The 12966-nt window shown below is 43.7% G+C and carries 12 protein-coding genes; 5 read left to right on the forward strand and 7 right to left on the reverse strand.

The window, feature by feature from the left end:
• Positions 1–221 precede the first annotated feature (221 nt).
• Positions 222–800 carry an aminoacyl-tRNA hydrolase gene (gene pth / locus H8K33_RS11290; protein WP_186891138.1) on the forward strand — a complete coding sequence of 193 codons (579 nt, stop codon included), beginning with the start codon at positions 222–224 and terminating at the stop codon, positions 798–800.
• Positions 801–907: 107 nt separating this feature from the next.
• On the opposite strand, the gene H8K33_RS11295 is transcribed toward pth, so the two are convergent.
• From H8K33_RS11295 to H8K33_RS11310, 4 genes are all read right to left on the reverse strand, one after another.
• A complete protein-coding gene (locus H8K33_RS11295; protein ID WP_246443529.1) occupies positions 908–3688 on the reverse strand; it encodes a TonB-dependent receptor plug domain-containing protein in 2781 nt (926 codons plus the stop codon).
• Positions 3689–4103: 415 nt separating this feature from the next.
• Positions 4104–4289, reverse strand: coding sequence for a type II toxin-antitoxin system antitoxin (locus H8K33_RS11300; protein ID WP_186891139.1), 186 nt, complete (start codon positions 4287–4289; stop codon positions 4104–4106).
• 26 nt (positions 4290–4315) lie between these two features.
• On the reverse strand, positions 4316–4798 hold the full coding sequence (locus H8K33_RS11305) for a hypothetical protein (protein WP_186891140.1): 483 nt from the start codon (positions 4796–4798) through the stop codon (positions 4316–4318).
• Between the two features lie 109 nt (positions 4799–4907).
• The gene (locus H8K33_RS11310; protein ID WP_246443531.1) at positions 4908–5819 is read right to left on the reverse strand and encodes an SPFH domain-containing protein; all 912 of its coding nucleotides are present in this window, start codon (positions 5817–5819) and stop codon (positions 4908–4910) included.
• Between the two features lie 189 nt (positions 5820–6008).
• On the opposite strand from H8K33_RS11310, the gene H8K33_RS11315 reads away from it, so the two are divergent.
• On the forward strand, positions 6009–7394 hold the full coding sequence (locus H8K33_RS11315; RefSeq protein ID WP_186891142.1) for an MATE family efflux transporter: 1386 nt from the start codon (positions 6009–6011) through the stop codon (positions 7392–7394).
• Positions 7395–7527: 133 nt separating this feature from the next.
• Complete coding sequence (gene ychF, locus H8K33_RS11320; protein ID WP_186891143.1) at positions 7528–8619, forward strand: redox-regulated ATPase YchF; 1092 nt, start codon at positions 7528–7530, stop codon at positions 8617–8619.
• A 126-nt stretch (positions 8620–8745) separates the two neighbouring features.
• Here the strand turns inward: ychF and H8K33_RS11325 are convergent, their stop codons facing one another.
• Positions 8746–9570 (reverse strand): hypothetical protein, encoded by an 825-nt coding sequence (locus H8K33_RS11325; protein WP_186891144.1) that lies wholly within the window; start codon positions 9568–9570, stop codon positions 8746–8748.
• A 288-nt stretch (positions 9571–9858) separates the two neighbouring features.
• Here H8K33_RS11325 and H8K33_RS11330 point away from each other — a divergent pair, with 288 nt between their 5' ends.
• Together H8K33_RS11330 and H8K33_RS11335 are read left to right on the forward strand one after the other, a co-directional pair.
• On the forward strand, positions 9859–10596 hold the full coding sequence (locus H8K33_RS11330) for a hypothetical protein (protein WP_186891145.1): 738 nt from the start codon (positions 9859–9861) through the stop codon (positions 10594–10596).
• Positions 10597–10941: 345 nt separating this feature from the next.
• The gene (locus tag H8K33_RS11335; protein ID WP_186891146.1) at positions 10942–12069 is read left to right on the forward strand and encodes a GGDEF domain-containing protein; all 1128 of its coding nucleotides are present in this window, start codon (positions 10942–10944) and stop codon (positions 12067–12069) included.
• Between the two features lie 26 nt (positions 12070–12095).
• Here the strand turns inward: H8K33_RS11335 and H8K33_RS11340 are convergent, their stop codons facing one another.
• Positions 12096–12356, reverse strand: a complete 261-nt coding sequence (locus H8K33_RS11340; RefSeq protein ID WP_186891147.1) for a YfhL family 4Fe-4S dicluster ferredoxin — start codon at positions 12354–12356, stop codon at positions 12096–12098.
• A 53-nt stretch (positions 12357–12409) separates the two neighbouring features.
• Positions 12410–12898 carry a pantetheine-phosphate adenylyltransferase gene (gene coaD, locus H8K33_RS11345; protein ID WP_186891148.1) on the reverse strand — a complete coding sequence of 163 codons (489 nt, stop codon included), beginning with the start codon at positions 12896–12898 and terminating at the stop codon, positions 12410–12412.
• Positions 12899–12966 lie beyond the last annotated feature (68 nt).

Here is a 12966-nt window from a genome sequence, read left to right on the forward strand (position 1 = left end):
TCGTCGTCATTCCTGCGCAGGCAGGAATCCAGTGTCGTCAGTTGTTCAACGAACGCCGCTGGGTTCCTGCCTACGCAGGAGTGACACAAGAACGGGCGACTAGGCATTAAGAAAGAAAACAAGCTCACGCCATTGAGTACGTAGAGAAATTCCTCAAAAAAACTCTGCTCTCTCTGCGCCTCTGCGACAAAGCTTTTGATCCAAAAAACTTTTAAATTACTATGAGCATCAAACTAATCGTAGGCCTAGGCAACCCCGGCCCTGAATATGAACAAACCCGTCACAACGCGGGTTTTTGGCTGATCGATCAACTCGCTGGCAGCGGCTTGCAGCGCGATAAAAATTTCAATGCCTTGGTTGCGAAGACGCGCATCGCAGGTGAAGAAGTTTGGCTATTACAACCGCAAACTTTTATGAACCGTTCTGGGCAATCGGTCGGTGCGCTCTGCCGTTTTTACAAAATCTTGCCAGAACAAGTCTTGGTTGTGCATGATGAACTCGATATCGCCCCTGGTCTCGCTAAGCTAAAAAAAGGTGGATCTTCAGGCGGGCATAACGGACTCAAAGACATCACAGCGGCACTTGGCACCCAAGATTATTGGCGCATGCGCATAGGCATCGGCCATCCCCGTACTTTGAATTTACAACAAGGCGTCGCAGATTTTGTTTTGCATAGACCGCGAAAAGAAGAACAACCGTTAATTGATGAATCGATTGCGCGCGGCTTAGAGATTATTCCTATGTTAATCAAGGGAGAATTTGCAGACGCGATGACGAAGTTACATACAGTGGCAAAGTAAGTCTAAACGATCCAAACATTAATCCAACAAAAAAGCCTCAGACAAAGCATTGTCTGAGGCTTTTTTTGTTTATTCAGGTGATACCTCACCTGAATATCCCTCCGTCATTAAAACTTGTAACTTCCACTTACATAGAATGTACGGAAAGTTGGAGCCCAACCATCACGCCATGTTACTGGACCTTCTGAGTTGAACAAATTGCCAACAAAGAAGTTGATACGGGTATTTTTGATGCCAGAGTATGACAAGCTATAGTTCACGAAGATAGATTCATCAACATGCTCACAAGCAGCCATATTTTCCGCAGCAACTTTTTGTGTCGCGCAGTAAGTTGGTGAAGAGATGCTATTTGTGCTGTAACCACCGTTGTAGTTTACAACGACAGAATTGTCCCAGTTGCCTGTTTTCAAGGCTGCAGTCACTTTCGCGCCCATACGACCACCACGATCATATGTACCAACAACGTTCTTATTCCATTTGCCGTCAGCAACGCTGTAAGTCTGGTAGTTCATCTCATAGTTACCATCGAGACTCAAACGCAAATCACCAACATTAGCAATCTTAAATCTTGAAGTCACATCAAAATCTAAGCCTGAAGCACGTGTTTTACCGCTATTGACGTATGGGTTATAGACCAATCCAAGCTTGCCGATGTTTTGGAAGTTTGCTGTCGTTGTTGGTGCATACTTCTTCACCAAAGCGATGAATTCATTGTCAGAGGCTGAATTATCAACGCGCAACAATTGACCCGCTGGCAGACCTGCTTCACCTTTCAAGATGTCCACTACTGAACGCGTGCCGATTTGATCTTTGCGCTCGATATTGTAGTAGTCCATTGCAAATGACCATTGCTTACTTGGAGCCATAACAAAGCCCAAAGTGTATGAACGTGAAGTTTCTGGCTTCAAATCTGGATTTGAAGCGACAAAACTTGGCAAGCTTGCTGAGCAATCTGTGTTGCGATAGCTATTGCCTAAAGTCTTATCAGCAGTAGTTGCATTTGGATTATTCTGAATCAAATTGTTCAATTCAGTCGCGATTGGGCAACGACGTGGATCGATATTGCCATTGGATACAGAACTACGGCCTAAACCATTTCCAGACTCAACGATGTTTGGCGCACGGAAACCACCTGAAGCAGTTGCACGAACCAACAAGGCATCAGTCACGGTGTAACGTAAGCCGAGTTTTGGAGAAACGTGTGCATCGAAATCACCTTGTTTATCAGCACGTAATGCGGCACTAACTTCGAGGTCTTTGATCACTGGAATTGTCGCTTCACCAAAGATCGCATATTGGTTACGCGTGTCTTTCACTTGCAAACCGAAAATACCAACTAACTCACCATTCAAGACATTGTCGGAACTCTTCATTTCATAAGCTTCACGACGGATATCAATACCCGCAGCAACTGATAATGGACCCGCTGGCAATTGCATTACTTCGCCAGTCATTGTCGCATCGAAAAAGGTCGTTGTTGCTTTACCTTTCGTTGTACGGACTGGGAACATTGTTTCTAACAACGCGATATCGTTTTTCTGACCGAACTTGTAGGTCTTATTCACGATCGCATCGGTGTACCCCTTAGCGCTAGTAGAACGTGTGGACTTGTCCGCTGTCGATTCCATATGACCGAAAGCAGATTTCCAATCGTAATTGCCCCATGTACCGTTGAGGTTCAACATGGCACGATACTGCTCAGAATTCGTTTTATTGAAATTGAATCCATCGCCTGTATCCATCATACGAGCACGATACTCAACTGGTGTTGTGTATGGATTGCTAGGATGGCCTACTGGCAATTTTGGATACGTGAATGGACCGACCATCTTGCCGCCGTACACGTTGTACCAAATACTAGAACCAGTTGTCGCTGGCGTTGTGGATGGTCCAACGATGTAGGAGTTATAAGCGTTTGCGTAGGTTAATTCGAAATTTGCATCAATTTCTTTACCGATTTTAAAGCTGGTATTACTGGCCAATGCATAACGTTCGTTATTTGTCGTTTGACCAGCGTAATCCAAGATGTCCATCTTACATTGCTTGTCGATAGGATCGATATCTGCTGCCGGGCAACCTGGCGCTGCTTTAATATTGGTACTGCTGATGAAGTAATTACCCGTTGGCGTGTAAGCACTTTTCGCATCCCAAGTCGAACGACCTGGTGTTTGACGATGCCATTCTGGGTACTTATCACGCAAATCACCGGTTGTGTAGCCATCGCGCTTATAGCCTTCGATAGTCAAATAGGTGTTAAAACCATTTGTTTCTACATCGCCGTAACCATAGATTGCGGAAACATTGCGGCTGCGGTTGTCAGCAAAATTTTCAGCGACACGGTAACCAGCTTTGATTTCTGCGCCTTGGTAATTTTTACGCAAAATGATATTGATGACACCTGCGATTGCGTCAGAGCCGTAGATCGCAGAAGCACCGTCTTTCAAAATTTCAATACGATCAATCGCGTCAGATGCGATTGCGTCTAAGTTAGTGAAATTGTCTTGCGCACCATCAGACAAACCGTATGGTGCAATGCGGCGACCGTTAACCAAAACCAAAGTCGCTACTTTACCCAAACCACGCATACCAGCAGCAGATGCGCCAGTCGCAAAACCGCCAGAACCTTGAGATGCAGAATTCAAACTTACGCCAACAGCAACTGAATCAGTGATAACGCCCAGCGCTGTGTTTGCACCACTGCGAATAATATCTTCGCGTGTCAACACTTGCACAGAAGCAGAAGTCTCAATGTTGGTGCGCTTAATACTAGAACCAGTTACTTCAATACGTTGGATTTTTTGTTCTTGCGCAAAAGCAGGAACAGCCACAGCGAGGGAGTTAAGAACGCCAATAGCGATCAAAGCTTTCGTCATTTGTTTCAGTTTCATATCAACTCTTTCATTTTGTTACAAAATTCTTGGATGACTCCAAAGTGGAAGTAGTTCCCTACTTTGGCTATTAAATTGCAGATTATTGAAAAATAATTTTCATTTCTTGATTTAATTAGGTTCGAATAATACAAGATTCCTAAGGAAAAAATCCAAATTAATTTCAATTTGTGGAAATTTCCTCAAATTTGCAGGCGAAATTTTCACTTAAATATGTAAACTTAGTTTCAATTAAGGCACGCAAAAAAATAAATATTGCAATGCAACATTTTCTCAACTTCGATTAAATGATGAAAAATTGGAAAGCAACTGCTTAAAGCGATGCGCAAGCAATTGATAATAAGAAGGGAGCAAGATGACGATCACGTGATCGTCATCCCCAAAAAAACGCTCAGTGTTTACTTTTAGCAACTAGTTAATCATCGACCTCAGAGCTAGTTGATGCCGGTATTTTTTTACCGCGTTGAGCCAAAGCCTGGCGCAACAAATATTCGACCTGTGCATTAGCACTACGCAATTCTTGCGCAGCCAAGCGTTCGATTTCAGTCCACAGCACGGGATCAATACGTAGCGGGAAAGATTTTTTTCCAGGACTTGCCATGACGACTCACATTGAAGAATATTTGCTTATGCTGTGCCCTGTGCCCTAAGACCTGAGCCATTAAGCAGCGCATTAATTTTCTGATATAGCACTTCAGGCTCCGACGAGCCTAATCGAATTTTGCTTCCATCGGTTTTATAGATTCGCACAGCGCCATCACCTGCCGCGTTATACAGCATGCCTTCAGCAGTGAATCGTATGCCTTTGCCTTCGTACCATTTAGTGTTGCAAATTTCCACGCGTTGAATCTGCGACAAAGCTAACTCCCACTTTGGGCGTCCGAACAAGCCAAAATACCAGCGTAATTTGTCTTCTTCCAGCTGTATGCTTAAGCGTGCAAAGAGCGTTAGCACAAGCAAGTTAATTAGCATCATTAAGCCGAAGACTTTCCAGATCAAGACTGATTTCTGCGCTGTCGCACCATCTAAGCCAAACGCTGCCACAGCCAAAGTGCTCAGTGGCAGTAAGATCCACAATAGAATCATCCACTGACGAGATTGATACCGCATAAAGAACTCACTTTTCTTAATTTATTAATGTCGAATTATCGTCGATTTTACAAAAGCGTCGGCGCATACAATTTAACGATCAATCGACGAAATGGCGTAAGCCCAGCAATTAATTATACAAAGTACCTGCATTAATAACGGGTTGCGTTTCTTTATCAGAACACAGTACAACTAATAAATTGCTCACCATCGCGGCTTTACGTTCGTCATCAAGTTCTACAATTTTCCGCTCTGACAAACCCTGCAGCGCCTCTTCCACCATACTGACTGCGCCTTGTACAATCTTTTTACGAGCGCTGATAATCGCTTCGGCTTGCTGACGACGCAGCATGACTTGTGCGATTTCTTGTGCATAAGCCAAATGCGTGAGTTTGGCATCTTCTACATCGATGCCGGCAGCAACAAAACGATTATGCAATTCTTGCCGCATCGCATTCGCAACCACGTCCATACCGGCACGCAAAGTTGTCTCGCCAGTTGCCAAATCCTCACCATCGTCGTAAGCATATTGTGCAGCGAGATGGCGAATAGCGGCTTCCGCCTGCACTTGTACAAATCGCTCAAAATCATCCACATTAAATATAGCCAGAGCGGTTTCCTCCACTCTCCACACAATCGCCGCACCAATTTCGACTGGATTACCGCGTTTATCATTGACCTTTAATGGTGGCGTATTGAGGGTGCGCGCACGCAAACTCAGCTTACGCTTGGTGTATAAAAAATTGGCCCAACGAAGTCCCTCGCTGCGATCAGTACCTTTATATTCACCAAAGAGTGAAAGTAAAACCGCTTCGTTAGGCTGCAACATGTACAACCCGGCAAAAATCATTGCACCAATCACATTAAGCATCAGCTTTACCATCACACTCAAAATCGTATGACTGTCGGCCGTCACCAAAAGAGCAATCCCAACAAGATGCAAAATCACACCGCAGGCTAGCATCAGATAGCCATTTTTTGACTGCAAACGATGCTCTTGAATTACTTTTTTAATGGGCAGGTTTTTCTCTTGGTTCATCATTTTCTCCATAAAATTTACACACAGACATGGACTTATTCGGACATTCAATTGAAATCAAAGTGATATCACTTTAATTTCACTCTATTCATAAGTCAAGTTTTTTTATCAAAATTTTTCAATGTGCGACAACCAACAAAATTGGCAGTTCAGGTAAGATGATCCGAACTAGAAGAACTCCATTTCCAATTCATGAAAACCAAAATACGTACCGAGCTTGCGAAGCTTTGGCAAATTGCATGGCCTGTACTCATTGGTCAACTTGCGACTGTCGGCATGTCCGTGGCTGACGTAGCGATGGCTGGACATTTCAGTGCCGGAGATTTAGCTGCAGTAGCACTCGGCGCTTCACTCTGGTCTATCATTTTGGTGACTGTGATGGGAGTGATGATCTCCATCAATGCGATCGTATCGCATGAAGTCGGTGCAGGCGCTTTCAACAAAATCCCTCACATTATGCGACAGTCAATGTGGATGGCGTTTGGCATCGGAGTCATCGCCTGCCTGCTGCTAAATCTCTCGACCGAAGTATTTGACTACTTGCAGCTTGAAGCATCCGTTCAACAAAAAGCCACTGAATTCGTACGCGTCATTAGTATTGGAATGCCCGCATTTGCGATGTATCGCGCACTGTATAGTTACACCACCAGCCTGAATGAAACCAAACCTGTGATGGTCATTGCGATCGTTGGGTTAATATTTAATGTATTGGTCAATTATCTCTTTATTTACGGCAAATTTGGTCTCCCGCAGCTTGGCTCAACTGGCTGTGCACTGGCAACAGGTGTCGCAATGTGGCTGATGCTAGGTGCGATGTTGTGGTGGGTACATCACGCGCCTGTTTATCAACAAACTTTTCCATTTACGCACAGAGAAATGCCAAAGTGGAGTGAAATTCGCTCCATGCTGCGCATCGGCTTACCGATCGGTGTAACTTACTTTGCAGAAGTTTCCGCCTTTTGTGCAGTTGGACTATTAGTGGCTCGTTTTGGTGTAATTGCAATTTCTGCCAATCAAATAGCACTCAATTTTTCTTCACTGATTTTTATGATCCCGATGAGCTTAGGAATCGCATTAACCACCCGAGTCAGTCAGACTTTAGGAGAGGGAAATGTCATTCATGCCCGTTTCGTTTCTTGGACTGGCGTCGGCATATCATTAGTCATTGCGGTAGTCTCCGCTAGTTTAATGACCATATTTCGCCATCAGGTTGCGGCTGCCTACACGTCGGATCCAGCCGTACAAGAAGTTGCAGCCAACTTATTATTACTAGCGGCCATTTTCCAATTATCCGATGCAGCGCAAGTAACACTGTCCTGTGCTTTACGTGGCTACAAAGTGACGCGCGTGCCGATGTTTATTCACATCATGGCCTTCTATGGATTCGCTCTACCGATCGGCATCGCCTTAGGATTAGCACCAGATTGGATGCCTTGGCACCCAGTCAAACCCATGGAAGCTAGTGGCTTTTGGATAGGCTTGGTACTAGGCCTGACGGTTGCAGCAATATTACTCGGCATCTTCTTGCACAGATTATCAAGTACACGAATCGCTTATCATTTAAGTAGAGTAGAGTGATGCCTCCTAGCCGCACGAGACAGCGAATAAGCTGAAATGAAAAGCACATAGTGTAAAATGGCGGATTAAATCCCATAATCTTTTCATTTGCGCAATGAACAATTTGCGCATTTATTTCTGAGCAAAGTTCATCATGAGTCTTCAATGCGGCATCGTCGGCCTACCTAACGTCGGCAAATCTACGCTTTTCAACGCTTTAACTAAAGCGGGCATTCCAGCGGAAAACTATCCTTTCTGTACCATTGAACCAAATGTCGGCGTAGTTGAAGTTCCAGATCCTCGCTTAAAGCAATTGTCTGAAATCGTTAAACCTGAGCGCGTACAAAACGCGATTGTTGAATTTGTCGATATTGCTGGTTTGGTAGCTGGTGCATCAAAAGGCGAAGGCTTGGGCAATCAATTTTTAGCGCACATTCGCGAAACTGATGCCATCGTCAATGTAGTTCGCTGTTTTGAAGATGACAATGTGATTCACGTTGCCGGCAAAGTGAGTCCATTAGATGACATCGAAGTAATTCAAACCGAATTATGCTTAGCCGACATGGGTTCGGTCGAAAAAGCGATTCACCGCGAAAACAAAAAAGCGCGTTCGGGCGATAAAGATGCGCTCAAGTTGGTGACCTTGCTTGAGAAAATCATGCCTGGTCTGAATGAAGCAAAGCCGATCCGCGCTATGGGCTTAGACAAAGAAGAAATGGCATTAATCAAACCGATGTGTCTGATTACCGCCAAGCCAGCCATGTATGTCGCCAATGTGTCTGATACTGGCTTCACCAACAATCCATTGCTTGATCAACTGACTGAGTTTGCAGCAAAACAAAATGCGCCTATCGTCGCGATCTGCGCATCGATTGAATCAGAAATTGCTGATTTAGATGATGCCGACAAAACGGAATTCTTGGCAGATATGGGCATGGAAGAACCAGGTCTAGACCGCTTGATTCGTGCTGCATTTAAACTCCTCGGCCTGCAAACTTATTTCACTGCTGGTGTTAAAGAAGTACGCGCATGGACGATTCATGTCGGTGACACTGCACCACAAGCAGCAGGTGTGATTCATACCGATTTCGAGCGTGGTTTCATTCGCGCGCAAACCATCGCCTTTGATGATTACATCGCGCACAAAGGTGAAGCTGGCGCAAAAGAAGCCGGTAAAATGCGCGCTGAAGGTAAAGAATATGTTGTAAAAGACGGAGATGTTTTAAATTTCTTATTCAACGTCTAAACTGTTCTGACGCTTTTGATTAGTCTGAATAATTTAAGCAACGAATGATCGGACAGTCTCCCTCAATAAAAAATCCCAGTCTATCTGGGATTTTTTATTGCTGCCAATGTTGGAAGAAGCGCCAAATCAAAATCCAGCTGTCACGTTGAGCCCATTAAAATTGCGTAGGCGTGGTTCCTGCGAATTACCTTCGATGCTCTCATAAATTAATTCAATCAAGGCATCATCCGTGAATTCCGCATTCAATAAACTTAGTGTGTAACTTGATTTAATCTTGTCAACGACCAAATTTTGTCGACGCTCTCCTTGTACTAAAATCGCTTCTTTTAAACCCATGAATTCGGCGGGAAAACTCAAAGTCACTTTTTTTGTATTGCATGGCCCACCTAAAGCGCGCACCAAATTTCTCGCGACGAAAGGCAAATCGTCATAATGTATCGCCCAAAACATTTCGCACTCTAAACGCAAATCACCTAAGCGTCGCTGATGCGGCAACACAGCTGGACTTCGGACTAAAGGCCACCAACGAAATAAGTCTTTCTTACGATTGATCATCAGCTCTGCACTTTGCGCTTCTGCCTGCGAATCACGTGGCAAACTAAAGCTACCGTCTTCACTTAAAACGATAGGACGACTAAATTCATCTGTGGCCAAACGCAAACTGACACCAATCAAACTCGCCTCTTGCTTACGCGGCTTCAAAATAAACTTATGCTCGGCGCGAGGAGCATGAGCGTGATGTTTTTCAAATGCATCCAAGCCTTTCAACATGGTTTTGTATGATTTCCAGTCGGGGTTTTTGACATTATTAATCTCTATCGATTGGGCCGATTCTACTTGATCTTGATTTTGCTCCTTTGCCGCTGACGAAGTCGCCGACGCTTCCTGAGCGAAGCTGTTCGATGTAAAGAGAAATACAAAAACACAAAATGAAAATACAGGTGATTTCATAGACAAATTGTCGTGGTTTGTTTTGATTGAGGCACCATGATTAGTGGTGTGAGAATGAAGGTCAAGACAATTCTCACAAGTCTCATGACGCTGTATTTCTAAATGCTATTTTATGCCACCCAATGTCCTAAATAACAGCGCGATTTTGTTACTCAAGAACCCAAAACAATAAATAAAAGACTAGACTAAATTAATCTCATTTATTATCATACATATCATTATCACTCCCTTAGTTTAGATCACGAAGCCAACTTCAAAAATTTCCCTTACTCAATACTGAAGCGATCAATGCAAATGAAAATTGTAAAATTCATCGGCTATCTATTTTTTTTCCTTTCTACCTTGACGGCAAGTGCGCAAGATGAAAACAAAGACAGCACAAGTAGGGTCGAAGTGTCTTCGCAAAAAGGCCTAGAACTCAAATCGTATTCACAAATGCAGAAAGGCCTAAAAGCCTATGCCGAGTACAATAAACTAGCTCCCAATTCAGAGCTCTTTTTCATCCTTATCCCCAGATCAAAAAAACTAAGCTTAGAAGGCGTCACGATGCGTCTAGCGAGCGATGAAACCTCAATCAATATCCCAATCGATGCAGATGGCAAATTTCAGTTACCGGACATTGCTCTCAAACATGAGGACGAATATGACCTCATTTTGAATAAGCTTAAAGGTCAGTTCCATTTTGTCGCCCATGTCAAAAGCGAGAATTTAGCTAAAGACGTCAAGCGTATGGGGGATCTCAGACTGGAGTGCCAAGTAAGATGGGCAATCGAGAAACAGGATGTCTCAGTAGTATTTAGTTCCTTTGTGAAATTGTTTGCAGCTGGCAACCCCTGCACCAAAACCATAAGCGTTTATTTCTTTGCGCCTGACGGGATGAACACCGTGACACTCGATACACCAAAACTAAAGTCGGTATATAAAGTTAACGAGAAAAGACAATACACATTGCCACTGTCGAACGCTGACATTATTGACGACGACATTCTTCAATACACAAGTAATATAGCCTCGACTGTGAAATAGTAGAACCTAAACAAGCCCTGGTTAGGAAGCAATTCGATTCAATGAAAACGAATTCATAGAAGATTCGACATGAGCGAATTGTAGAATGTATGGAAGATTCTCAGCGATGCTCCGAGCCAACTTTTTGTATCTGGCGAGGGACGAAATTCAGTTTTTCATAACACACAGAAACTATGTCGCATTACAGCGACAAAAATGTGTGCACGACGTAGAACTTCATTGAATTCAAACTTGTTAAACATAGTAAGTTCATGTGCTTGATCAATGGGCTATGGTAAAGTTGTGATGCAGTAGTGACATTACTGCCAAAAGCACCTCTCTTGAATCACAGTACACAAGAACTCTATGGATAAGTCGTTGATCTCTGGCTCGAATCATCTTGTTGATGCTACCCATAATGAAGTGCATCTTGTCCGTGCTCAATTGCAGGACTTATTAATCGAAGCACGGCATAATCAAGACATTTTGAATCGTCATCAGACCTTAGATTTACAACTGATAGGTTCACATAGTTTTCGTGAACTCATTCAACATATTTTCGTGACGCTGGCAGAGTTGTGTGAACTTGATCAAGTCACTTTGAGTCTGGTCAATAGTCAACATAATCTACAAGATATGCTGGCGGATTTAAAAGTAGATAGCACAGAATTCCCGTTTCTATTATTTGTACAAAGTGAAACCGAGCTACAAATCGAAGCACGTCCACTGAAAAAGCCCGTCTTAGGCAACTATGAAACTGACCTGCACCAAACCTTATTTTCCCCTTGCTTTGAGCAACCAGTCAGCGTTGCCATCATTCCGTTAATACGTCAAAGTAAATTATTGGGTAGTCTGAATCTGGGTAGCATGAATCCTGAACGATTCTCCTTCGACATGGGAACCGACTTCATTGAACGACTCGCTTCTATCATTGCCATTTGCCTAGAAAACGTCATCAACAGTGAGCGTTTAACTCAAATCAGCTTAACCGATGCACTCACCAACGTGAGTAATCGTCGCTATGTAGAGCAAAGAATGTTGGAAGAAATTGGACGGGCGCGGCGCCAGCATTACGGCATTGCTTGCATGTATTTGGATATTGATCACTTCAAAAACATCAATGATCAGCATGGCCATCAAGGTGGTGACGATGTCTTGCGTGAAGTCGCAAAACGGATTAAGGCGGAACTCCGGCTGAGCGATACCATAGGCCGTTTTGGTGGCGAAGAATTTGTGGTTTTGTTGGTCAATACATCACATACCAATGCCTTATTGGTCGCAGAACGCATTCGCGCTAGTATCGCTGATAAACCATTTTTATTGAGCTTAAGCGGTATCTGCGATGTGACAATTTCTATCGGGATCGCGACTTTGTCTGATGATCACAACCTAGGGGAAATCGATAGTGCGGCGAAGGCCTTGCTATTGCGCGCAGACCGCGCCCTATATCAAGCTAAAGATCAGGGACGCAATTGCGTGCGTGAGGCAGAGTAAATTAGGCGAAATGAATCAAAGGAAAATTAGCTTTTTTTCGCCGCCGCTTGCAAAACTTCATACTTCGCCATCAACTGCTCTTTCGTTTCGCGCCAAGCAGGATTAAAAGGAATACAGCTCACCGGGCAGACTTGCTGGCACTGTGGCTCATCGTAATGACCAACACATTCCGTACATTTGTTCGGATCGATCTCGTAAATCTCTGGTCCCATATAAATCGCTTCATTGGGGCATTCAGGTTCACATACATCACAGTTGATGCAGTCATCGGTAATTAATAGGGCCATATTGATCTTCGTTACTAACTAATTTTCTTACTTACTTTTTACTTACTTTTCACTTACTTATTTTGCTCTGCGATTTTTTTCTTTAGCCATGCATCGACTGAAGGAAACACGAATTTTGAAACATCTCCCCCAAACTGCGCAATCTCACGCACGATGGTGCCGGAAATAAATTGATATTGATCAGATGGGGTTAAGAACATGGTTTCGACATCCGGCAGTAAATAGCGATTCATGCCTGCCATTTGAAACTCATATTCAAAATCCGATACCGCACGCAGACCACGCACGATCACTCTGGCGTCATTTTTACGTACAAAATCTTTTAGCAAGCCAGAAAAACTTTCTACCTTCACATTGGGATAATGTCCTAAGACTTCATTGGCGATACTCAAGCGCTCATCTAATGAGAAAAACGGTTTCTTATTTTTACTGTCCGCAACGCCGACAATCAAAGTATCAAACAAACCTGAAGCACGACGCACCAAGTCTTCATGGCCACGCGTGAGCGGATCAAATGTTCCTGGATAGACTGCTGTGACCATAGTAATTTCCTTGGTGTAGAGAGTTTATTGGTTAAGTTCATTATGCTTCGTTGACTTAACTTCTTTGA

Origin of the sequence: Affinundibacterium amnicola (assembly GCF_014284275.1) — a bacterium.
Lineage (GTDB): Bacteria > Pseudomonadota > Gammaproteobacteria > Burkholderiales > Burkholderiaceae_D > Undibacterium > Undibacterium amnicola.